The 21,477-nt window shown below is 66.1% G+C and carries 22 protein-coding genes; 9 read left to right on the forward strand and 13 right to left on the reverse strand.

All coding sequences use genetic code 11. From position 1 onward, the window contains the following. Positions 1-2 precede the first annotated feature (2 nt). The 6 genes from ACOI2T_RS32260 to ACOI2T_RS32285 are packed head-to-tail and all read right to left on the reverse strand — an operon-like array spanning position 3 to position 5,048. Entirely contained in the window at positions 3-1,100 is a 1,098-nt protein-coding gene (locus ACOI2T_RS32260; protein WP_409504331.1) for a glycoside hydrolase family 76 protein, read from the reverse strand. Positions 1,101-1,115: 15 nt separating this feature from the next. Beyond that, positions 1,116-1,760 (reverse strand): TrmH family RNA methyltransferase, encoded by a 645-nt coding sequence (locus tag ACOI2T_RS32265; protein WP_409504330.1) that lies wholly within the window; start codon positions 1,758-1,760, stop codon positions 1,116-1,118. Continuing rightward, positions 1,753-2,655, reverse strand: a complete 903-nt coding sequence (locus ACOI2T_RS32270) for a hypothetical protein (protein WP_409504329.1) — start codon at positions 2,653-2,655, stop codon at positions 1,753-1,755. Before ACOI2T_RS32270 ends, ACOI2T_RS32265 begins: the two co-directional genes overlap by 8 nt. Positions 2,656-2,673: 18 nt before the next feature. Further along, complete coding sequence (locus ACOI2T_RS32275; protein ID WP_409504328.1) at positions 2,674-3,450, reverse strand: SDR family NAD(P)-dependent oxidoreductase; 777 nt, start codon at positions 3,448-3,450, stop codon at positions 2,674-2,676. Between the two features lie 35 nt (positions 3,451-3,485). After that, the gene (ttfA, locus tag ACOI2T_RS32280) at positions 3,486-4,349 is read right to left on the reverse strand and encodes a trehalose monomycolate transport factor TtfA (protein WP_085145443.1); all 864 of its coding nucleotides are present in this window, start codon (positions 4,347-4,349) and stop codon (positions 3,486-3,488) included. Between the two features lie 48 nt (positions 4,350-4,397). Continuing rightward, complete coding sequence (locus ACOI2T_RS32285; RefSeq protein ID WP_067853291.1) at positions 4,398-5,048, reverse strand: TetR/AcrR family transcriptional regulator; 651 nt, start codon at positions 5,046-5,048, stop codon at positions 4,398-4,400. A gap of 69 nt (positions 5,049-5,117) precedes the next feature. Between ACOI2T_RS32285 and ACOI2T_RS32290 the strand changes: the two genes are divergently transcribed. Together ACOI2T_RS32290 and ACOI2T_RS32295 are read left to right on the forward strand one after the other, a co-directional pair. Further along, a complete protein-coding gene (locus ACOI2T_RS32290; RefSeq protein WP_409504326.1) occupies positions 5,118-6,149 on the forward strand; it encodes a Rieske 2Fe-2S domain-containing protein in 1,032 nt (343 codons plus the stop codon). Positions 6,150-6,199: 50 nt separating this feature from the next. Next, a complete protein-coding gene (locus ACOI2T_RS32295) occupies positions 6,200-7,225 on the forward strand; it encodes an NAD(P)H-dependent amine dehydrogenase family protein (RefSeq protein ID WP_409504448.1) in 1,026 nt (341 codons plus the stop codon). 7 nt (positions 7,226-7,232) lie between these two features. On the opposite strand, the gene ACOI2T_RS32300 is transcribed toward ACOI2T_RS32295, so the two are convergent. Beyond that, positions 7,233-8,105, reverse strand: a complete 873-nt coding sequence (locus ACOI2T_RS32300) for a TIGR03620 family F420-dependent LLM class oxidoreductase (protein ID WP_409504325.1) — start codon at positions 8,103-8,105, stop codon at positions 7,233-7,235. A 163-nt stretch (positions 8,106-8,268) separates the two neighbouring features. Between ACOI2T_RS32300 and ACOI2T_RS32305 the strand changes: the two genes are divergently transcribed. Next, a complete protein-coding gene (locus tag ACOI2T_RS32305) occupies positions 8,269-9,267 on the forward strand; it encodes a GlxA family transcriptional regulator (RefSeq protein WP_409504324.1) in 999 nt (332 codons plus the stop codon). Here ACOI2T_RS32305 and ACOI2T_RS32310 read toward each other — a convergent pair. From ACOI2T_RS32310 to clpB, 5 genes are all read right to left on the reverse strand, one after another. After that, complete coding sequence (locus tag ACOI2T_RS32310) at positions 9,264-9,689, reverse strand: cupin domain-containing protein (RefSeq protein WP_409504323.1); 426 nt, start codon at positions 9,687-9,689, stop codon at positions 9,264-9,266. The genes ACOI2T_RS32305 and ACOI2T_RS32310 overlap by 4 nt on opposite strands. Further along, on the reverse strand, positions 9,686-10,615 hold the full coding sequence (locus tag ACOI2T_RS32315) for an NADP-dependent oxidoreductase (protein WP_409504322.1): 930 nt from the start codon (positions 10,613-10,615) through the stop codon (positions 9,686-9,688). The genes ACOI2T_RS32310 and ACOI2T_RS32315 overlap by 4 nt, the downstream gene beginning before the upstream one ends. A 33-nt stretch (positions 10,616-10,648) precedes the next feature. Then, positions 10,649-11,353, reverse strand: coding sequence for an alpha/beta hydrolase (locus ACOI2T_RS32320; RefSeq protein ID WP_409504321.1), 705 nt, complete (start codon positions 11,351-11,353; stop codon positions 10,649-10,651). 24 nt (positions 11,354-11,377) lie between these two features. After that, entirely contained in the window at positions 11,378-12,016 is a 639-nt protein-coding gene (locus ACOI2T_RS32325) for an HD domain-containing protein (protein WP_409504320.1), read from the reverse strand. A gap of 247 nt (positions 12,017-12,263) precedes the next feature. Continuing rightward, positions 12,264-14,810 carry an ATP-dependent chaperone ClpB gene (gene clpB, locus ACOI2T_RS32330; RefSeq protein ID WP_409504319.1) on the reverse strand — a complete coding sequence of 849 codons (2,547 nt, stop codon included), beginning with the start codon at positions 14,808-14,810 and terminating at the stop codon, positions 12,264-12,266. Positions 14,811-14,919: 109 nt separating this feature from the next. Between clpB and ACOI2T_RS32335 the strand changes: the two genes are divergently transcribed. The 3 genes from ACOI2T_RS32335 to ACOI2T_RS32345 all read left to right on the forward strand — a co-directional run bounded on the left by ACOI2T_RS32335 (position 14,920) and on the right by ACOI2T_RS32345 (position 17,535). Next, positions 14,920-16,104 (forward strand): macrolide family glycosyltransferase, encoded by a 1,185-nt coding sequence (locus ACOI2T_RS32335; RefSeq protein ID WP_409504318.1) that lies wholly within the window; start codon positions 14,920-14,922, stop codon positions 16,102-16,104. Between the two features lie 70 nt (positions 16,105-16,174). Further along, complete coding sequence (locus ACOI2T_RS32340) at positions 16,175-16,798, forward strand: CYTH domain-containing protein (RefSeq protein ID WP_409504317.1); 624 nt, start codon at positions 16,175-16,177, stop codon at positions 16,796-16,798. Between the two features lie 68 nt (positions 16,799-16,866). Further along, positions 16,867-17,535, forward strand: coding sequence for a GAP family protein (locus tag ACOI2T_RS32345; RefSeq protein WP_409504316.1), 669 nt, complete (start codon positions 16,867-16,869; stop codon positions 17,533-17,535). Between the two features lie 97 nt (positions 17,536-17,632). On the opposite strand, the gene ACOI2T_RS32350 is transcribed toward ACOI2T_RS32345, so the two are convergent. Further along, the gene (locus tag ACOI2T_RS32350; protein ID WP_409504315.1) at positions 17,633-18,262 is read right to left on the reverse strand and encodes a TetR/AcrR family transcriptional regulator; all 630 of its coding nucleotides are present in this window, start codon (positions 18,260-18,262) and stop codon (positions 17,633-17,635) included. A 98-nt stretch (positions 18,263-18,360) separates the two neighbouring features. On the opposite strand from ACOI2T_RS32350, the gene ACOI2T_RS32355 reads away from it, so the two are divergent. From ACOI2T_RS32355 to ACOI2T_RS32365, 3 genes are read left to right on the forward strand one after another with little or no spacing between them, the layout of a single operon-like run. Then, positions 18,361-19,365, forward strand: a complete 1,005-nt coding sequence (locus ACOI2T_RS32355; protein WP_409504314.1) for an ABC transporter permease — start codon at positions 18,361-18,363, stop codon at positions 19,363-19,365. 11 nt (positions 19,366-19,376) lie between these two features. Further along, entirely contained in the window at positions 19,377-20,543 is a 1,167-nt protein-coding gene (locus tag ACOI2T_RS32360) for an FAD-binding oxidoreductase (RefSeq protein WP_409504313.1), read from the forward strand. Between the two features lie 28 nt (positions 20,544-20,571). Further along, positions 20,572-21,474, forward strand: a complete 903-nt coding sequence (locus ACOI2T_RS32365; protein ID WP_409504312.1) for an aldose 1-epimerase — start codon at positions 20,572-20,574, stop codon at positions 21,472-21,474. The last annotated feature ends 3 nt before the right edge of the window (positions 21,475-21,477 follow it).

The raw sequence follows: 21,477 nt of genomic DNA on the forward strand, positions 1-21,477 counted from the left end.
ACCTAACCCGCCAGGGTGTGCGCGGCCTCCATCAGCATCCAGCCGGACACCTGCACCGACATGTCGCGTTCCGGTATCGCCGACGCGTTGACCGCGCCTTCGACGAACTCGGCCTCTTTGCCGGCCGCGCTGGGCAATTCAGCGGTGCGATCCCAAAACGCGCTGAACAGCGGCAGGCCGTCGACGGTCTGGCGGTTGTCCCACGCCGACTCCGCCGACTTCAGCACGATCGAACGGGCGGTATCGCGGGCCGCGGCGTCCTCGGGTGCGTCCCCGGGCAGCGTGGTGGCCACCAATGCGAGATAGCGAGCCGTGATCGCGTTGAACAGGCCACCGTCACCGCCGCCCGCACCCTTGATGACGCCGTTAGTGGTCATCTCCTTTTCGACCGCGGCGACCAGGCGGCGCACCCGCTCGGAATGGCGGGCGTCCTTGGTCCGCACCGCTAGTTCGGTTTCCAGCCCGAGCACCACACCCTGGCAATAGGTGTACTGCGCACGCACCATCGATCCGGCTTTGATGCCGTCGAACACCAGGTGGGTGTCCGGGTCGATCAGCGTCTCGTCGATCCAGTCCGCCATCTGCTGGGCGCGGCGCAGCCGATCGTCGTAGCGGGCCAAGAAGATCCCGGCAGGACCGTTGGCGGGGGCGTTGAAGAACTGATCCTGTTTGCGCCACGGGATGCCGCCGCCGTCTTCGGGCACCCACGCGTTGACCAGCTGGTCACACAGTGTCTTGAGTGCACGGGGCTTCTCGACACCGGCGAGCCGCCCGGCCCGTTCGATGGCCAATGCCAGCCAGGCCATGTCGTCGTAGTAGTCGTTGGTCCATCCGGTGTTGCGCAGCCAGTGCGCCCGAATCTGCCGTTCGATTCTGACCTTCCGCTCCGGTTGCGGATCTCGCACCTGCGCGTCGATCAGGCAGTCGAGCAGATGCGCCTGCCACCAGTAGTGCCAGGTCCCGAAATTGCGGTACTTCTTCGTCGACGGCCAGGCCACCACACCGAGCTGAGTGCCGGGCAGGCCCCAGAGTTTCTTCAGATGCCGTTGGGTGATCGCAGCTTCTGCGCTGGCCGCACGGTTAGCCCATAGCTGATCCATATGGACGATCCTGCCCTACCAGGCCTCCGAAATGTCGGCATGTCGAGTGATCCAGGCGTGCATGGCGATCCCGGCCGCGACCCCGGCGTTGATGCTGCGGGTGGATCCGAACTGCGCGATCGACACCGTCACCGCCGCGCCGGCCTGCGCCTCGGGCGTGATGCCCGGGCCTTCCTGACCGAATACCAGCAGGCAGTCCCGTGGCAGCTCAGTCTCTTCCAGCCGCACGGCACCAGGAACATTGTCGACCGCGACGACCGTGAGCCCGGCGTCGTTCGCGAACCCGAGCAGTTCGGCCGTGGTGTCGTGGTGGCGCAGCCGCTGGTAGCGGTCGGTGACCATGGCGCCGCGCCGGTTCCAGCGCCGCCGGCCGACGATGTGGACGGTGTCGACGGCGAACGCGTTGGCGGTGCGCACCACCGCGCCGATGTTGGCGTCGTTGCCGAAGTTCTCGATCGCAATGTGCAGCCGGTGCCGACGCTGATCGATGTCGGCGATGATCGCCTCGCGACTCCAATACCGGTACGCGTCAACGACATTGCGCGTGTCACCGGATCGGAGCAGCTCGGGGTCGTAGCGCGGATCGTCCGGCAGCGGGCCGACCCACGGTCCGACGCCGGGACTTTCGCCCCACTCGGTGGGGCCGACGTGTTCAGTCACCGGTGGTCCACAGTGCCGCCTGCGTGCCGATCAGCGACACCGTCGCGTACAGCAGCGCGGCGTTGATCTCGCCCTGCGTGCACAGCGATGCCCGTAGGTTCACCGCGTCACGCGATGCGTCGGGCAGCACGAGCACCGATGCGCCGTACACCGAGCAGGCATGGCTGAGTCCGGGCGGAGGCAGGGTCGGGGCCGCGACCACCATGAGCGGGCCCCCGCGCCGGGCCGAATCCTCGCGGTAACGTGCGGCGAGACCGTCGATTTCAAGTCCGAGCAGCATGTAGCCGTTGCCGGTGAAAGCGTCGGGTTCACCGAGAGCCGTCGGCGCCAACTGCGCACCGTCGGCGCTGAAGCCGTCGACGCTCGACGTCTTGATGGTCAAGCCGGTGTCGTTGACGTTGGTCGGCAGGACGCCGACCGGGAATGCCGCGGCGTAGGCGACGGTGGTGCCGGCGATCCGCTCGCGCGGTGAATACGTGTAGACGCCACGCACCTGGCTTTGATCCCGCAGCGGACCCAAACATACTGTGCCGCTGAGCTTGTCGGGCGATGGCGCCGAGAGCGGTCGAAGTGCCAGGCTCGTCACGCCGGCACATCCGCCGATCGCGTTGGCCTCGATCGGATGCGCCAAGGCGCCGTACAGGCCGAACCGGATGTCCTCGGGTTTGGCGTGTTCGCCGCCCGATGCCGTGGCTTCGACGTCGACGAGCACGTGCTCGGCGTCGAAACGCAGGTTCGACGTCGTGATCGTCCAGCCGAGCAGGTTCAGCGATTCCCCGAGCGATGCGGTCTGCGCCTCGTATGTGCTCTCGGGTTTGTCGTCGGACGAGCAGCCGGTCACTGTGGCGGTGACGACGAGAAGCATCGCCGTCACCGCTCCGATCAGCGCCCGCACCGGTTGCGGGGTTGTGCCTCAGGTTCTCTCACGGCCCTTGCCCACCACCTTCGTTATTGCGCGCACCAGGTTTCGCGGCACCATCCGGCCTCCGGTGGTCAGCGCTTTGTATTGCAGTCCCGGCACGATAACGACCTTGCCCGCGGCTACTCCCGCCAGGCAGTCGCGTACGACGTCGTCGACCTCAAGCCACAGAAACGACGGCGTTCCGGCCATGTCGATACCGGCCCGGGCGTGGAACTCGGTGTGTACGAATCCCGGGCAGAGCGCGTGCACGCCGACGCCGGTGCCACGCAGTCCGTTGGCCAGCCCTTCGCTGAATGCGATCACCCACGCCTTGGACGCCGAGTACGTCGACCCCCGGCCGGGAAGGAGCCCCGCGACACTCGCGACGTTGATGACGCTGCCGGACCGAGCGTCGATCATGGACGGCAACGCGGCATGCGTCAGCTCCATCACGGCCGTCACGTTCACGTCGAGCTGAGCCTGCAATCGCGCGAAATCTGCCGTCCAGAACTCACCCGACGTTCCGAAACCCGCGTTGTTCACGAGCACCTGCACCCCGGCCCGCAGCCGGTCGGCGACCTTGGCGCGGTCGGCGGCGACCGCCAGGTCGGCAGGTATCACCTCGACCGTCGCGCCGGCCTCATGCTGCAGTTCGCCGGCCAGTTGTTCGAGCCGCGCCGCGTCTCGCGCGACCAGGACGAGGTCATAGCCTTCGAGCGCATACCGCCGGGCGAAACCGGCGCCGAGCCCCGATGTCGGTCCGGTGATCAGGGCGACGGGGCGGGACATGACCTAGAGGGTACTGAACCCCCGATGCGGCCCGGCTAGCGCTGGTAGTGCGGCGCCTGACGCATGTTGCGGGCCGGTGGCGGAGGCCTGCGGATCGAATCCGACCGGCCGACGTCAGGGCGCTGTTGGGCGTATCGACCCACGTCACCGCGGCTCGGGGGCATGTCGGTACGTCCCGGCGGCAGCTCGCGGCGGCCCGCCGGTGTCGGTGCCAGCGGACGGCTGGGCGAGCCCGCACGCCGCGCGAGTGGCGACTGGCCGGGCTGGCCGGCCGGCGCGGCGCCGTTCTGCGGAACCGGCGGCAACACGCGGAGGAGGTCATTGAACTGCCGCACGGTGCGCAGACCCTCGTCCCATTGGGCGCGGGTGCTCGTGACCGGCATGCTGACGAGCGTCCAGTGCTGCTCGTTCCACATGATCTCGGCGCAGTCGGGCGCGGTGTGGGCGAATGTCACCATCCGGCGATCGCACGCGCGGCGGGCCGCATCGAGGTTGGTGGAGTACACCATTCGCGGGCCGATCGCGCCGAGCAGCCAGATGTCGTTCTCGCGCGGCTCCTTGATGCCTTTGAGCCGCAGGTCGACCACGACATTGGTGCCGACCTTGCGGTGCAGCGCGATCACGGTGGCGACCTCTTCGATGTCGAAGATGAACACCGCCTCGCCACGAATCTGGCCGAGCACGACGTTCTTGGCCGTGACATCGCCGACGGTCGACATCACCCCGCGCTTCCAGCGCTTGAGGATCTCGTCCGACTCGTGCTCGTAGTCGAAGCCATGCGACTTCGCCCACGACTTACGGCGACGCCCCAGCCCGCGTCGACGATCGATGTCGACATACAGCAACACGGCCGCACCCACGAAGCAGAGTGCGGACAGCGTGAACCAGAGCGGGACCATCGGGCCTAGCCTACTTGTTGGTAGCGCAAATGCCTCAACTCTATGAGGTCACAACCCGATTACTGGTTGCTCAGATCGCCCTGACCCGGAGTCCTCCAGGTACATCACAATCGCGTTCGTGAGGCCTCGCCGCGCCAGGTCCAGGTCGGAATAGGTGCCGAGTTGCCGCTCGGAGGCGATGCCGCGCATCGCACCCGGAATGAGCGACGCGACCTCGCGCACCCGTTCGGGGTCAACATCAAGATCGGCGAAAGCTTGCTGGCAGGTCTCAAGCCAGCCCTGGCCCCAGGACTGCAGTTCGGCGGCCGTCTTGGGGTAGAGCCGCTCGAGTTCGGCCCGGTCCCGCGGCAGCGCGGCCCGCAGGTTCTCGATCGCGCGGGAATCGCTCGCGGTGAGCCCGTCGTAGAGCAGGTCGATGATCCCGGCGACCCGTTGCCGCAGCGGCGCACCGCTGTCGTGGCGTCCGAGCACACCTGCGCGACGTTCGGCGGTGCGGTGCAGCACCGCGGCCCAGAAGCCGTCGATATCGCCGAACTGGTATTTCACCGCACCCCAGGTCGCGCCGATCTCCTTGGCGATGCGGTTGGCCGACACCGCTCCCGGATCGCCGGTGGCCAGCGCCTTGAGCGCGGCCTCCAGCATGTTCTCGCGGGTCGCGAGGCCGCGCCGATTGGTGCGACGCGCGGTGACCTCGGTCATCTTGGAAGGCTACCCCAGTTTCGTAGAACCCTCTTCCAAAGTTTCACAGATGCTCCTACGATTCAGGTCATGGCCAAGCCACCGCTGTCGATGAAACCGACGGGCTGGTTTCAGGTCGCCTGGTCGGACGAGGTCGGCGTGGGCGATGTCCACGCGATGAAGTACTTCGGCGAGGAAATGGTCGCCTGGCGGTCGGATTCCGGTCAGGTGACCGTGATGAACGCCTACTGCGAACACCTCGGCGCACACCTGGGTTTCGGCGGACACGTCGTCGGCGAGGTCATCCAATGCCCGTTCCACGGCTGGCAATGGAACGGCGAGGGCCGCAACGTCTGCATCCCCTACCAGGACCGGCCCAACCGCGGCAGACGCATGAAGACCTATCCCGTCGTCGAGCGCAACGAGGCCATCTACATCTGGCACGACATCGAAGGCCGCGAGCCGTTCTTCGACGCACCGGACGTGTTCGCGTCCTTCGCCGACGGCAGCAGCGCCGCCGACTACTACCCGCAGCAGCGGCTGTATCGCGAAGCGCTCGAACTGCATCCGCAGTACGTGTTGGAGAACGGCGTGGATTTCGCGCACTTCAAGTTCGTGCACCAGACGCCGATCGTGCCGGTGTTCACGCGCCACGACTTCGCCGATCCGGTGTCCTACGTGGACTTCACGATCACGTTCGAGGGCGACGAGAACCAGACCATCGACGACGTGCGCAGTGGCGTCGAGGCCATCAACGGCGGCTTGGGAATCGCGGTCACCAAGAGCTGGGGCATGATCGACAACCGCACCATCTCGGCCGTCACCCCCGTCGACGAGTCCACGTCCGACGTTCGGTTCATGGTCTACATCGGACGCACACCGGGCAAGGACACTGCCCGTGCCGCCGCGAAGGCCGCCGAGTTCGGCGACGAAGTGATCCGACAGTTCACCCAGGACATCCATATCTGGTCACACCAGCGCTACTCCGATCCGCCCGCGCTGGCGACCGCCGAGTACGAGGGCTTCACCGCAATCCGCAAGTGGGCCATGCAGTTCTATCCAGACGGTCGTGGTGGAAGTGCCGCAGACCTTGCGCGTGTACGAAAGGCAGACACCCTGTGACTTCGAAGGTTCGCGTATTCCAGGTCGCGACGGGCAACGTCGGCACCGAGATGATCAAGCGCATCGTCAAGCGCCCCGACCTCGATCTCATCGGATTATATTGCTACACACCCGAAAAGGTCGGTCGTGACGCCGGTGAGATCGCCGGTATCGAACCCGTCGGTGTCACGGCCACGGGCTCGATCGACGACATCATCGCCGCACGCCCCGACGTTATGACGTTCCACGGCGTGTTCCCCGACGAGGATCTCTACGTCAAAGTCCTTGAGGCAGGCATCAATATCGTCACAACCGCCGACTGGATCACCGGCTGGCACCGCGACACCAATCATCCCCACCCGTCGGGCAAGCCCGTGTCCCAGTTGCTCGCCGAAGCGTGCGAGAAAGGCGGGTCGACGTTCTACGGCACCGGCATGAATCCCGGGCTCAACCAGATCCTCGGCGTGGTCTGCTCGGCCGACGTCGCCGAGATCGAGAACGTCACCACGATCGAATCCGTCGATGTGTCATGCCATCACAGCAAGGACACCTGGATCGAGGTCGGCTACGGGCTTCCGGTCGGCGACCCGTCGATCCCCGGCAAGCTCGAGAAGTACACCCGGGTTTTCGCCGACAGCGTCCTGATGATGGCCGACTGCTTCGGGCTGACGCTCGACGAGGTGAAGTTCACCTACGAGCTCGGCGCGTGCACCAAGGACGTCGACTTGGGCTGGTACAAACTGCCGAAGGGATCGCTGGGCGGCAACTACATCAAATACCAGGGCATGATCGACGGTGTGCCACGCGTCGAGACCCACCTCGAATGGCAGATGACCCCCCACACCGATCCGAGCTGGGATATCAAGGGCTGCTACATCGCTCAGATCAAGGGCGATCCGTGCGTCTACAACAAGCACATGATCTTCCCGAAACCCGGTGTGGACCTTTCCGATCCGGATTCCTTCGCCTCGATCGGCATGACCGTGACGGGCCTGCCCGCGCTCAACGCGATCGCGTCGGTGGTCAAGGCCCCGCCCGGGCTGCTGACGAGTGCCGACGTTCCGCTGCGTGGCTTCGCCGGGCGGTTCGCACTGTGAAATAGGGCTAGATCTCCAAGGCCTCGGCAAGCGATTCGTACAGGTGCATGGCGGCCTCGTCGTACACCTGCAGCAGCACCTCGGGCATCTCCGGGTGCGGTGCCGAATTCGCACTGACCAGCTGGATCTGAACGTGATCGGCTCCGGCATCGAGATGCGCTCGCAATCCCCGGGCGATCTCGGCGGGTTCGCCGTGAACGGCAAGGGCATCGACCAGGCGGTCACTGCCGTCACCGGCGAGATCGTCATCGGTGAATCCCAGCCGGCGCAGGTTGTTTCGGTAGTTGACCAGGCCCAAGTAAGGGTGCTTGATTCGCGGCCGGGCCAGCGCGCGGGCATGAGCGGCATCCGACTCGAGCACCACTTTCTGTTCGGGAGCCAGGAACTTCTCCGGACCGAGCGCCGCCCTGGATCGGCGGGTGTGCTCGGGTGTGACGAGATATGGCACAGATCCGCCCGCGCGCTCGCGCGCCAGGTCCAGCATCTTGGGGCCCAGCGCGGCAAGCGCGCGTCGCTCAGCGGGCAATCCGCCGGTGTCGAGGTCATCGAGGAACGCCTTCAACGTCGCCAGTGGCGGGCCATAGCCTTTCGTCTGTTCCGGATGGCCCACACCGATACCGACCAGCAGCCGCTCAGGGAATTTGTCCTCGATCCGCCGATACGCGTCCGCCAACGTCGCCGCGTCACCGCGGTAGATGTTGTAGATACTGGTGCCTACGACGAGATGGTCGGTGGCCGCGAGGAGATCGTCGATCCCGGCGAGGTCGGCTTCCGGGCCACCGAGCCACAGCGCCGTAAACCCAAGACTCTCCAGATGTTTGGCCATGTCCGGTGTGGTCGCATACGCCGGCTGCCACACGCCGTATTTTCCGAGTTTCATCGAGCGCCTCCGTGTTGTTCGCCGTTACGGCCATGGTGGCGTGACTTTATTGGACCAGCAAGTCCATTTTCTGTCGGAGCGTCGAGTGTGCGCACACGGCGGGCTCACGGCTTCATGGCCGTCCCTGACGCACGCTCGGCGCCATGCGTGCACACTCGTGGTTATGCCTGCGTCGACCACTGTCACGAGGTTGGGTCCGCGCCGTGTCGCGATTCTCGTCTACGACGGAGTAACGCTGTTGGATGTCGCGGGTCCTGCGGAGGTGTTCAAGACGGCGAACCGGTTCGGTGCCGACTACGAGATCGTGCTGTTGTCGCCGTCGGGTGAGAACGTCACGTCCAACCTGGGTTTCGGAATCGCAGTCGATCACGACGTATGCGTCGAGCCTGCTGCGGACACGTATCTGGTGCCCGGCTCCGACAACTATCCGCGCACATCGGTGCCTTCGACTTTGGCCGAAGCCGCAGGGGTTCCGGCCACCGGAGCCCGCCGCGTTGCGTCCATCTGCACGGGCGCGTTCATCCTCGCCGCCGCCGGGCTCCTCGGCGGCAAGCGTGCGACCACGCACTGGAACGTCGCGCGCGAACTCGCCGCCCGGTGCCCGACGTGCCAAGTCGAACCCGATGCGATCTACGTCCGTGACGGCAACACTTACACGTCGGCGGGCGTGACGGCCGGGATCGACCTGGCCCTCGCACTCGTCGAAGAAGACCACGGGCCAGAGCTGACCCGCGACGTCGCCCGCGCGCTGGTGGTGTACATGCAGCGTTCCGGTGGCCAGTCACAGTTCTCGACTCCTCTGCAAGGTCCGCCGCCTCGTTCTCCAGCCCTTCGACAGGTCATCGACTTGGTGACGGCGGACCCGCAAGGCATCCATTCGCTCGCTGAGCTCGCGAAGCATCTCAACGTGAGCACGCGACATCTCACCAGGCTCTTCCACGATGAACTGTCCACCACACCGGCGCGATACGTCGAGACCATCCGTTTCGACATGGCCAGAGCACTGCTTGACCAAGGGCATACCGCGACCCAGGCAGCGGCGCGCGCCGGCTTCCCGAGCTACGAGAGCATGCGACGGGTGTTCGCGAGAAAGCTGTCGATCAGCCCGGCGGCCTACCAACGCCGGTTCAGTACCGCTCGTCGCGCCAACTCGGGCACCTAACCCTGTGGGTCATCGACCTTGAGTTGTTCACCGGTGGTGGCGATGAAGACCACCAGCAGCTTCGCTGGATCGGTTGAGCTGACGTTCTCGGTGGCGACGTGGTGGGCGCCCGGCTGCTCGGACCAGTTCTCGCCTTTCCGGTACACATGCCCGGGTTCGCCTTCGAGCTGGCTGCTCACCGCGCCTTCGAGCACATAGGCGTAGACGAACGCGTCACCGTGGCGGTGGGGCGCCGCGTGTGCGCCCGGCGGGAACGTGACGATCGCCGACGTGAAGGTCTTGCCCGCGACGTTCGGTAGCGCTTGTTGGAGGAGGGGTGACAAGGTCTCGGAACCAGCCGGAGCAGGCTCCGAGTTCGCTATGGGAGCACTGCCGACGATCGTGACCGCTACAGCGGTGGCCAGCAGGCCCTTGGCGATCATTTACCGGCTCCTTCGTGCACCTGGATGATCGTTTTGCCGGGATTGCGCCGATGCCGGGCGAACGCATCGGCCGTGTGGGCGAGGGGACGCACCGCACCGACGATGGGCGTGAGCCGTCCGCCCCGCACTCGCTGAGCCAGATCGGCAAGCTGCGCGCGGTCGGGTTCGACGACGAAGAAGATCGCCCGCCCGTCCTTGGGCTGCACCGTCGGCGGCTCGGCGATGGTCACGACGGTGCCGCCGGGACGCACCAATGCGGTTGAGCGCATGAGGATTTCGCCTCCGATGACGTCGAATACGAGATCCACGTCGCCGATGTCCTCCAAACGGTCGGCCTCGAGATCCACGAAAGCCTGGGCCCCCAGGCCAATTGCAATATCACGGTCGTCAGACCGCCCGGTGCCGATCACCTGGGCGCCGACCTCTCGGGCAAGCTGGACGGCGATCGAACCGACTCCCCCGGCGGCTCCGTGAACAACGACCGTTTGACCTGCCGCGAGTCCCGCATGGACGAACAACCCTTGCCATGCCGTCAACCCGGAAATCGGCAGCGCCGCTGCCACAGTGTGGTCGATATCCGCGGGGAGAGGGGCCAGGTTACGCGCCTCGACCGCGGTGTATTCGGCCAGCGAGCCGTCGCGAGCCCAGTCGGTGAGGCCAAAAACACGTTGTCCGACAGTGAGTCCCGTGGTGCCGTATCCCAATTCGGCTACGACACCCGATAACTCGTGACCGGGAACAGATGGCGTGCGGTCACGGCCGGCGCGATCGGCCCACGTGGCGGGCCAGTCGAGTTCGCCGGGCGTGAAGCCGGCCGCGTGAACTCGGACGATGACGTCGTTCTCGGCGGCGTGAGGATAGGGCAAGTCGGTCAGGGTGAGTCCATCGATTCCGGCGTCACGGTCTCGGATCGTGATGGCTTGCATACTGTTTCCTTCTTTCGAGCGAGGTGCCGTGGCTCATGCGTCGGCGAACAGACCACGCAGGAGCTGGGCGAGTGCTGCGGGTTGAGACAAAAACGGGGAGTGCGACGTGTTCATCCGATAGACCTCATCGGCGTGCTCAGCCATCCGCTCCTGCGCGGTGACAGGGATCGAGTTGTCGGCTTCGCAGACGATGTAGGCGCTCGGTATCGTCTTCCACGCCGTCTCGGTCAGTGGCTGTCGCATGGAAGAGTAAGACTGGTAACCCATCTCGCTGACGGCGAACTCTGCGGCGGCGTCGTCGAGATCGTTGTAGAACACCTCCTGTGGCGTTAAGACCTCGACGAAGTCACCTACACCATCCCGGCGGCGCAGTTCGGCCCAAGGCCACAGCACACCATCCGGGTTCTGCGAGAGCAGCGATTCGCCGGCCTCCAGTTGAAATGAGGCGAGATAGACGATCTTTCGGACATTCGGCACGTTGGCCAACGCCTGTGTGGTGGGTATGCCGCCGTAAGAATGAGCGACCACGACGACGGGCCCGTCAACAGCTGTGACGGCTTGTGCGATCACCTCGGCGTCGGCGTACATATCGCCGAGCACGGCGGGATCGTCGCCGCTGCTTGTCAACCGCACGGTACGTACGTCGAGATCCGAGAGTTCGTCGACGAGGAGGCGAAAGTGCTCGGGCTTGTGCCAGGCGCCGTGCACGATGAGCACCGAAGGAAATGAACCGTTCATCGTGGGCTCCTCAGGTTGAACCGGTCAGCTCGGCCAGGGCGAGCCGAGAATGCGCTCGACGGTCGTGACGCGCCGGAAGTCGGGGATGAAGTGCTCCAGGACATCGGAGTTCACCGTTCCGAGTGTCGTCTCCGGGCGATTCTTGAACCCGTCGAAATACGCGCTCAAGAACTCGTTCTTGAAGTCGCCCCGCGGATGAACGGCCAGTATTTCGTCCACTTGGTCCTGGTGCAGACAATCCAGACCGAACCCGACCACGTCGGTCAGCACCCCGAGGTGTGTCGCGGCGATCTCGGGGCCCATTCGGCCAGGGATGCCTGGCGTCGTGTGCAGTGCGATGGCCGTCCACACGGTATCTGCAGCCGCGGCGGAGAATCCGCGGTCAAGCAGGAACTTGCGCCCATGATCGGCGCCATCGACCTCGAAACGCTGTTCGGTATCGGAGAACGGCGTCACAAGACCGGTGTCATGGAACATGGCCGCCAGGTACAGCAGTTCGGGATCCGGTGTCACGCCGAGCCGCTGAGCGTGAATCTGGCCGAAGAAGTACACCCGGCACGAGTGGTGGTAGATGAGCGGCGTGATGGTCTGCTGAACGAGACGTGTCGCCTCGGCGACCGCCGCGGTATCCGGGACTTCAATGCCGGCAATGGTTTCTGACATGGTTTTGCGCTTCCTGGTTGGCGAACTGTCTGGCATCCATGCTTCTCGCCGCCATGTGTGGTGCGCCGCCTTCGTTCGGCCAGGAATCCCTCAAAAGTGGACAGCGGGTGCCGAGCGTGCGCTCAGGGCGGACTTACGGCTTCATGGCCGACCCTGACGCACACTCGGCGCCGCACATGCACACTCGTGACGCGGACGCACGAAAAAGCCCCGCCACACGGGTGTGGCGGGGCTTCTCGCTACCGACTCAGCCCAAGACCAGGCTTTCGCCGTCGGGGCTGAGGTTGACGGGCACGATGTCGCCGTCATGGACGTCACCGGCCAGCAGCATCTTGGCCAACTGGTCGCCGATGGCCTGCTGCACCAGGCGGCGCAGCGGGCGGGCACCGTAGAGCGGGTCGAAACCGCGCTCGGCCAGCCACTTCTTGGCCGGCAGCGACACCTCGAGGGTGAGCCGTCGTTGCGCGAGCCGCTTGGCCAGCTGTCCCAGCTGGATGTCGACGATCGACACGAGTTCTTCGGGGTTCAGCCCGTCGAAGATGATGACGTCGTCGAGCCTGTTGATGAACTCGGGCTTGAACGCCGCCCGCACCGCCGCCATCACGTGTTCCTCGGTGCCGCCGGCGCCCAGGTTGGACGTCAGGATGAGGATCGTGTTGCGGAAGTCGACCGTGCGGCCTTGGCCGTCGGTCAGCCTGCCCTCGTCGAGCACCTGCAGCAGGACGTCGAACACGTCCGGGTGCGCCTTTTCGATCTCGTCGAACAGCACCACCGTGTACGGGCGCCGCCGCACGGCCTCGGTCAATTGACCGCCCTGGTCGTAACCGATGTAGCCCGGAGGGGCACCGACCAGCCGAGCCACCGAGTGCTTCTCGCCGTATTCGCTCATGTCGATGCGGACCATCGCGCGCTCGTCGTCGAACAGGAACTCCGCCAAGGCTTTTGCCAGCTCGGTCTTACCGACGCCGGTCGGGCCCAGGAACATGAACGAGCCTGTCGGCCGGTTGGGGTCGGCGACGCCGGCGCGGCTGCGGCGCACCGCATCCGAAACTGCGACGACGGCCTTCTTCTGTCCGACAACGCGTTTGCCGAGCTCCTCCTCCATGCGCAGCAGCTTGGCGGTCTCTCCTTCGAGCATCCGGCCGGCCGGGATACCGGTCCACGCCTCGACGACCTCGGCGATGTCGTCGGGGCCGACTTCTTCCTTGAGCATGACGTTCTCGCGGGCCTCGGCCACCGGCAGCGCGGCGTCGAGCTTCTTCTCGACCTCGGGGATGCGCCCGTAGCGCAGCTCCGCGGCCTTGGCGAGATCACCGTCACGCTCGGCCCGATCGGCCTCGCCGCGCAGCGTGTCCAGTTGCTCCTTGAGCTCGCGGACCACGTCGATGGCGCCCTTCTCGTTCTGCCAACGAGTGGTGAGCTCGGCCAGCTTCTCCTTGTGGTCGGCCAACTCAGCGCGCAGCTTCTCGAGGCGGTCCTTGGACGCCTCGTCGGACTCCTTCTCGAGCGCCATCTCCTCGATCTCCAACCGGCGGACCAGCCGCTCGACCTCGTCGATCTCGACGGGGCGGGAGTCGATCTCCATGCGCAACCGCGATGCGGCCTCGTCGACCAGGTCGATGGCCTTGTCCGGCAGGAACCGTGCGGTGATGTAGCGGTCGGACAACGTCGCCGCCGCCACCAGCGCGGAGTCGGTGATGCGCACACCGTGGTGCACCTCGTAGCGGTCCTTGAGACCACGCAGGATGCCGACGGTGTCCTCGACCGACGGCTCACCAACCAGCACCTGCTGGAACCGCCGCTCCAGCGCCGCGTCCTTCTCGATGTACTTGCGGTACTCGTCGAGCGTGGTCGCACCGACCAGCCGCAACTCGCCGCGGGCCAGCATCGGCTTGATCATGTTGCCCGCGTCCATCGCGGATTCGCCGGTGGCGCCGGCACCCACGATGGTGTGCAACTCGTCGATGAACGTGATGACCTGCCCGGCCGAGTTCTTGATGTCGTCGAGCACGGCCTTGAGCCGCTCCTCGAACTCACCGCGGTACTTGGCACCGGCCACCATCGACCCGAGGTCGAGCGAGATGACGGTCTTGTCGCGCAGGCTTTCCGGTACGTCGCCGGCCACGATGCGCTGGGCCAGGCCCTCGACGATCGCGGTCTTGCCGACGCCGGGCTCGCCGATGAGCACGGGGTTGTTCTTGGTGCGACGGCTCAGCACCTGTACGACGCGCCGAATCTCGTTGTCGCGTCCGATGACCGGGTCGAGCTTGCCCTCACGGGCGCGCGCGGTCAGGTCGGTGGAGTACTTCTCCAGTGCTTGATAGCTGCCCTCGGGGTCGGGGCTGGTGACCCGCGCGCTGCCGCGCACCTTGGTGAACGCCTCCCGCAGAGCCTGCGGAGACGCGCCGTTGTTTGTCAGCAGCTTGGCCACCTCGGAACTGCCTGTGGCCAGACCCACCATGAGGTGCTCGGTGGAGACGTACTCGTCGTCCATCTCGGTGGCCAGGTGCTGTGCCGTGGTGATCGCGGTGATCGCCTCCGGCGACAGCTGCGGTTGCGAACTCGAACCGGTGGCACTGGGCAGCCGGCCGATAAGCCGTTCCGCCTCGGTGCGGATGGTCGCGGGCTCGACTCCGACCGCTTCCAGCAGTGGCGCGGCGATGCCATCGTTCTGCGTCAGCAACGCCATCAATAAGTGAGCGGGGGTGATCTGTGGGTTGCCTGCGGCAGTGGCCGCCTGCAACGCCGAGGTCAGCGCCGCCTGGGTCTTCGTGGTCGGGTTGAACGAGTCCACGACACCTCCCTTTCCGTGTAGAGAAAATGCTTGTCGTGATGTTCAACGCAGTCAAGGTTGAGTCTGTTCCGCTCAACTTTGAGAATTTTTGGCGGGCACAATCGGCTGAGTGCACATCGCGATAGTTCCCGCCTCCGCACCCAGCCACATGTACCCGCACCTGGCGGTGGTCCGCGAACTTGTCGACCGAGGTCACCGGGTCAGTTACTTGGTCAGCGGGCACCTGGCGTGGCTGGCCCGGCCGACGGGCGCGGACATCGTCGAATGCGGCTCGGTGTTGCCGGGCGCGCCGGGCGCACCTGAGTCCTGGGGCGATGAGAACGATCCGGTCACGGGCATGAGGATGTTTCTCGACGAGGCGATTCACGTCCTGCCCCAACTGCACGCCCATCTCGACCAAAACCGCCCCGACCTCGTCCTGTACGACATCGGCGGTATGGCCGGCCCGGTCGCGGCCGCCCAGTGGGGTGTGCCGTCAGTTCAGCTGTCGCCGAGCGAGGTGGCCTGGGACACCTACCACGAGGACATGGCCGAAATCCTGGATCCGATCCTGAACAGCCCGATGGGCGTCGCCTACCGGCAGGCCTTCGAGGACTGGCTCGCGGCGTCGGGATCGGGTTTGACGTTCGACGAGGTCACCGGGGTTCCGCGGCGTTGCCTGGCGTTGATACCTCGCGTGATGCAACGCCACGCCGACCGCGTCGGTGACCGTTATCGATTCGTCGGGCCGTGCATCGACCCGCGCCGTGAAGATCCACGCGACTGGACCCCACCGCCGGGCGACGGGCCGATGGCACTGCTGGCGTTCGGGACGGCCTACACCCAGCGAGCCGACATATACCGCAACGTCATTGACGCACTCGACGGGCTGGACTGGCGGCTCACGTTGGCAACCGGCCGGACCGGAGCGGACGAGCTCGGATCCGTGCCACCATGGGTTCAGCTGTGCCCGACCGTGCCTCAGCCTGCAGCGTTGCGGCTCGCCGACTGCTTTTTCACCCACGCAGGCATGGGCTCGTGCACCGAAGGCCTGTGGTACGGCGTGCCGATGGTCGCGTTACCCCAGGCGGTCGATCAGCCTGCCAATGCGGCGCGGCTCGAAACCCTCGGTGTCGGGCGGCATCTGCAGGCTTACCTGCCTGCTGTCGCCGATATTCGCGACGCGGCACTGGCGGTAACGTCCGACGAGCAGATCAGATTGCGTCTCAACGCCATCCAGGAGGAGATCCAGGCGAGCGGCGGACCGGTCCATGCCGCCGATGCGGTGGAAGATGTGGCCGCCGGACGCTGGTGACACCGGATTACCGCTGCTGAAACCCGCGTCAGACGCTGACGTGTGACATCCGGCGGGCTACCGTCTACCCATGTCCGACTCCGGCGCCGGTGATTTCGAGTTCGAGCGGAAGTTCTTCGTCCGTGAAATGCCTGCCGTAGCAGCATCGGATCCCTCGCCTGTGCTGATCGTGCAGGCATACCTGTTCGCCTCCGACGGGTACGCGGTCCGGGTTCGTGTGCAGGGCACCGCTCCGGCCGAATTGGACACCGATCCCGGGCGGCTGGTGGAACTCTTGGGCGAGGAGTCGATCGGCACGATGACGGCCAAGGGCCCTGCCGTCGGAGGTACGCGCTACGAGGCTGAGCGGGATCTCGATCCGTTGGTCGCCGCGCAGATCGTGCGCCGCGCCGATCACGTCGTCGCCAAGATCCGGTATGCGATGTGGCTGGGCGAGGACGGCTGGATCATCGACCGCTTTCTCGGCGGCAACGCACCGCTGGTGCTTGCCGAGGTCGAACGGGGCGGACCCGTGGTCGATCTCGCGATACCGGCGTTCTGCGCGACGGAGGTGTCAGAGGACGACCGCTTCCGCAACGAGTACCTGGCACACCAACCGTTCGGCACGTGGGCCGATTCCTACCTGACCGAACTCGACCGCCTCGGCCCGACGTTCGTCGACACTCTCGGCCGAAACCAATTCGAGGGCGGCTGACGAACGGCGCGCGCCCGGATTCTGCTTGCTAGGTTCTGATCGATCGATACGAACGGAAGGGTCCGGGCATGTCTGGCATCTTGGGTTCAGTGCTGACGGAGCTCATTCCGCTGGCTCTCGTGGTCGCACTCTCGCCGTTGTCGATCATTCCGGCGGTGCTCGTCCTGCATTCGCCGCAGCCGCGGCCCACCGGCTTGGCGTTCCTGGCGGGCTGGCTGGTCGGCCTGGCGGCGCTCACGGCCATCTTCGTCGAGGTCTCGAACCTATTCGGCGCGCTCGACGAGCCGCCGACGTGGGCGTCGTGGCTGCGCATCGTGGTCGGTGCGGCGTTGATCGTGTTCGGCATCTACCGCTGGTTCACCCGCGCGAAGTCCGAACACAGCCCGAAGTGGATGCAGAGCCTGAGCAAATTGACTCCCCCACGGGCCGCCGCGGCGGGCGCGGTGTTGACCGTCGTCAACCCGAAGGTGTTGTTCATCTGTGTCGCAGCGGGTTTGGCGATCGGATCGGCGGGCCTCGGACAGCCCGGCGTTTGGGCGGCCGGCCTCTATTTCGTCATCTTCGCGGGATCCACGGTGGCCCTGCCGATCCTGGCCTACGCGGTGTCGGGCGAGCGCCTGGACCCCGCACTGGCCCGGCTCAAGGACTGGATGGAGCGCAATCACGCCACGCTCGTCGCCGCGATCCTCATCGTGATCGGCCTTCTGGTGCTGTACAAGGGGATTCACGCGCTGTAGGCGATCAACGACTGTGCGTCCTGGGCGGCGAGTGTGCGCACACGGCGTCCCGAAGACCGTTTCCGCGCCCTCGATACACACTCGGCGATGGCCATGCCTACAGCTCAGGCAGGCCCAACTCGTCGGCGTCGGCGGTCAGGTAGCGCGTGACCGTCGGCCCGATCAAGCGCATCACCTCGTCGCCGGTCAGCGTCGCCAACGGCGGCACCGCCATCACGTAGCGCAGCATCGCCGTGCCGACGAGGCTCGAGGCCGCCAACATCGCGCGTAGCCGGGCCTGTTCACCGCCGCCCAGCACGCCCGACACCGCGGTGAGGACATAGTCCTGCATGAACGACCGGAACGCTTCGTGGGCATCGGTGTTCGAGGTGGCCGACTGCAGCATCGCGCGCATGCTGGCCGCGGTCTCGGGTGACTCCCAGATGTGGAGATAACGGCGCACCATCCTGGTGCCCACGTCGTCGGCCGGGCCCTCCAACGCCTCGACCAACAGGGCAGGGTCCAGGATCAACTGCAGCGATTCCCGGAACAGATCGGCTTTCGACCCGAACAGATACAGCACCATCGACGGGTCGACGTGGGCGTCCGTCGCGATCGCGCGCAGCGTCGTCTTCTCGTAGCCGTCGGTGGCAAATCGTTCTTTGGCAGCGGCCAGCACGGCCTCCCTCGACACGGGTTCGCCTTGGCGTCGCCCCCGCTTCCTCGCCGTTTGCGCTGGTGGAGCCATAGTCCGACAGTATCATTTCAATAGCTGTTGAAATACAACGCGCGCAGCGCTACGCTCAGCGCATTCGTAATTCAACATCGGATGAAAAGGCGACGAGCATGGCAACGCACACGCTCCCCACCCACCACGCCGCACCCGTACACGAGCCGCCCGCCGCATTGCGCGCCACCGGCATCATCGCCGTGCTGACGATCGCGATCGCGCTTGTCGCAATCGCCTTCGCATTGCCCGCGGCGCGTTCCAAGCCCCATAACGTGCCGATCGGCGCCGCCGGGCCACAGGCCGCCAGCAGCCAGGTCGCGCAACGCCTCGAGCAGCAGGCGCCCGGCGCATTCGCGGTGACCTACTACCCCGGCGAGGCGGCCCTTCGCGATGCGATCCTCAACCGAAATGTCTACGGCGGCATAGCCTTCACCCCAGACGGCCCGGTCCTGCTGACCGCGACGGGCGGTAGCCCCGCTGTCGCCCAGCTGCTCAACCAAGTCGGGTCAGGGATCGCCGCCCATTCGGGCGTGGCGCTACGGACGGAAGACCTGGCCCCGCCCACCAAGGACGATCCGCGCGGCGCCGGGCTGGCCGCGTCAGCACTGCCGATCACGCTCGCCGGCATCCTCCCGGCAGTCGCACTGGTGATCGCACTCCGGCGCGAGGTATGGACTCGCCTGACCGCCGGCATCGTGTTCTCGGCCGTGGCTGGTATCACCATCGCCGCACTGCTCTATTACGTCTTCGGGTCCATCGAGGACAACTTCTGGGGCGTGGCGGCGGGGCTCACGCTCGGGGTGGCCGCGGCGGGCCTGTTCATGCTCGCGCTGGGGTCGCTGTTCGGCCGGACCGGGCTGGCCATAGGTGCACTGCTGGCACTGCTGCTGGGCAACCCGTTGTCGGGGCTCACGGCCGCGCCGGAAATGCTGCCCAGCGGCTGGGGCGTACTCGGCCAACTGTTACCCCAGGGCGCAAACGCCACCCTGCTGCGGTCCACGGCCTACTTCGGCGGCGCCGGCGCGACGTCCGCGATCATCGTGCTGGCTTGCTGGGCCCTCGTCGGAACATCGATGGTGGTCATCGCGGCTCTGCGGCAGCGTCGGCGCGGGCACGCATAAGATGCAGCGGCGTGGGACTCGATGACCGTGATGCGCTGCAGGTACTGCGCGATGCGGTCGACCCGGAAAACGGGTCCGACACCCTGATCCGCGATTTCTACACCCATTGGTTTGCCACCGACCTCTCGGCCAGGGACCTGTTCCCGCCGGACATGGATGTCCAGCGCAAAGTGTTCGCGAGCGCGTTGGCCTGGCTGTTCGGTGAGCTGATCGCGCAGCGGGCCGAGGAGCCGGTGGCGTTTCTGGCTCAGCTGGGCCGCGACCACCGCAAGTACGGCGTCCTGCAGAGCCACTACGACACGATGCAGGACGCGCTCTACACCACGCTGCGCACGCATCTGACCGCCGCCTGGACCGACCGGCTCGCCGAGGCGGCGCGCGACGCGGTCGCGCTGGCCATCGGAGTGATGCGCGGTGCGGCCGACGCCGAGCAATCGCCGGCGTACTGCGACGGCACCGTCGTCGAACACCATCGCGTCACCCGCGACGTGTCGGTGATCCGGCTGCAACTCGACCAACCGCTCTTCTACCACCCGGGCCAGTACGTCACGGTCCAGGTGCCGCAGTGGCCGCGCCGCTGGCGCTACCTGAGCCCCGCGATCCCCGCCGATCGGTCGGGTGCCATCGAGTTCCACGTGCGGTCGGTCACCGGCGGCATGGTCAGCACCGCGATCGTCGGGGAAACCCGGCCCGGCGATCGCTGGCGAATCTCCAGCCCGCACGGCGCGATGCAGGTGGACCGCGCCGGCGAAGACGTGCTGATGGTTGCGGGCAGCACCGGCCTGGCCCCGCTGCGCACGCTGATCATGGACATGACGTTGCACGGCGTGAACCCGCGTGTGCATTTGTTCTTCGGCGGTCGCTACCCGTGCGATCTGTACGACCTGAAAACGCTGTGGCAGATCGCGTCCACGAATCCCTGGCTCTCGGTGACCCCGGTGTCGGAGTACAGCAGCGATCCGCCTTGGGCGCGTGACTATCCCGACGTCCAGCCACCCCGCGGGCTGCACGTCCGCCAGACCGGCAAACTGCCCGAAGTGGTGACCAGATACGGCAACTGGGGTGACCGCCAGATCCTCATCTGCGGTGGTCCGGAAATGGTCGACGCGACGAAGGCCGCACTCATCGCGAAGGGCGCGCCGCCTGAGCGCATCCAGCACGACCCGCTCACGCACTGACGTCGCGGAGCCGTGACAGACTTGCGCAATGGCTGACCAAAAACCCGTCACCTTGCAGGATCCGTCGTCGTCGCTGTCGGCGACGTATGTGCCCACCGCCGGCATGATCTGTACGTCCCTGGCCGACGACGGTGCCGAGTTTCTCGGTCAGCGGCGTGGATTGCAGGCCTACATCACCAACGGCAAGACCATGGGCATCCCGATCCTCTACCCGTGGGCAAATCGATTGGGCGCCAACGAATACAACGTCAACGGCACGGTGGTGAGCTTGACGACGGGTGTCGCCGGGGTCCGTGTCGACGAGCACGGTTCGCCGATTCACGGTGTGCTGGCCGCCAATCCGGATTGGGTGGTCACCGAGCAGTCCGGCAACAAGGTGATCGCGTCCCTCGACTGGGGTGGCAAGCCGGAGCTGATGACGACGTTCCCGTTCGCGCACACCCTGACCATGACGGTGACGCTTGCCGACCGCACCTTGACGGTCGACACCACCGTGGTGGCGTCCGCCGCGGCATCGGTGCCGTTGTGCTTCGGCTATCACCCGTACTTCCAGCTGCCCGGTGTTCCTCGCGCAGACTGGCAATTGGAAACGCCGAGAATGCGGTACCTGCCCGTGGACAGCCGGGGCATCCCGACCGGCGAGAATTCGGAATGGGCAGGCGGCACAGAGCAATTGGGCTCCACCGAGCTCGACCACGGGTTCGATCAGGTCGGTGACGGCGCGCAGTTCGCGCTGTCCGGCGGCGGCCGACGCATCGAGGTCACCTTCGACGACGGCTACGGCGCTGCACAGATATTCGCGCCGGGCAGTGACGACGTGCTGTGCATCGAGCCCATGGCCGCGCCCACCGACGCGCTGTGTCGCGGGAACTACCGGATGGCGGTTCCCGGCACGCCGGAAACCGCCACCTTCTCGATCAGGGTCACATAGCGC

The organism is Mycolicibacterium wolinskyi str. Jessa 2025 (genome assembly GCF_049241375.1).
In the GTDB taxonomy this organism is placed as follows: Bacteria; Actinomycetota; Actinomycetes; order Mycobacteriales; family Mycobacteriaceae; genus Mycobacterium; species Mycobacterium wolinskyi.

Bases quoted from the DNA above. Each gene is read 5' to 3' on its own strand.
- ACOI2T_RS32260 (WP_409504331.1), bottom strand. From the start codon at position 1,100: ATGGATCAGCTATGGGCTAACCGTGCGGCCAGCGCAGAAGCTGCGATC.
- ACOI2T_RS32275 (WP_409504328.1), bottom strand. From the start codon at position 3,450: ATGTCCCGCCCCGTCGCCCTGATCACCGGACCGACATCGGGGCTCGGC.
- ttfA (WP_085145443.1), bottom strand. From the start codon at position 4,349: ATGGTCCCGCTCTGGTTCACGCTGTCCGCACTCTGCTTCGTGGGTGCG.
- ACOI2T_RS32285 (WP_067853291.1), bottom strand. From the start codon at position 5,048: ATGACCGAGGTCACCGCGCGTCGCACCAATCGGCGCGGCCTCGCGACC.
- ACOI2T_RS32290 (WP_409504326.1), top strand. From the start codon at position 5,118: ATGGCCAAGCCACCGCTGTCGATGAAACCGACGGGCTGGTTTCAGGTC.
- ACOI2T_RS32295 (WP_409504448.1), top strand. From the start codon at position 6,200: ATGATCAAGCGCATCGTCAAGCGCCCCGACCTCGATCTCATCGGATTA.
- ACOI2T_RS32300 (WP_409504325.1), bottom strand. From the start codon at position 8,105: ATGAAACTCGGAAAATACGGCGTGTGGCAGCCGGCGTATGCGACCACA.
- ACOI2T_RS32305 (WP_409504324.1), top strand. From the start codon at position 8,269: ATGCCTGCGTCGACCACTGTCACGAGGTTGGGTCCGCGCCGTGTCGCG.
- ACOI2T_RS32310 (WP_409504323.1), bottom strand. From the start codon at position 9,689: ATGATCGCCAAGGGCCTGCTGGCCACCGCTGTAGCGGTCACGATCGTC.
- ACOI2T_RS32315 (WP_409504322.1), bottom strand. From the start codon at position 10,615: ATGCAAGCCATCACGATCCGAGACCGTGACGCCGGAATCGATGGACTC.
- ACOI2T_RS32320 (WP_409504321.1), bottom strand. From the start codon at position 11,353: ATGAACGGTTCATTTCCTTCGGTGCTCATCGTGCACGGCGCCTGGCAC.
- ACOI2T_RS32325 (WP_409504320.1), bottom strand. From the start codon at position 12,016: ATGTCAGAAACCATTGCCGGCATTGAAGTCCCGGATACCGCGGCGGTC.
- ACOI2T_RS32340 (WP_409504317.1), top strand. From the start codon at position 16,175: ATGTCCGACTCCGGCGCCGGTGATTTCGAGTTCGAGCGGAAGTTCTTC.
- ACOI2T_RS32345 (WP_409504316.1), top strand. From the start codon at position 16,867: ATGTCTGGCATCTTGGGTTCAGTGCTGACGGAGCTCATTCCGCTGGCT.
- ACOI2T_RS32350 (WP_409504315.1), bottom strand. From the start codon at position 18,262: ATGGCTCCACCAGCGCAAACGGCGAGGAAGCGGGGGCGACGCCAAGGC.
- ACOI2T_RS32355 (WP_409504314.1), top strand. From the start codon at position 18,361: ATGGCAACGCACACGCTCCCCACCCACCACGCCGCACCCGTACACGAG.
- ACOI2T_RS32365 (WP_409504312.1), top strand. From the start codon at position 20,572: ATGGCTGACCAAAAACCCGTCACCTTGCAGGATCCGTCGTCGTCGCTG.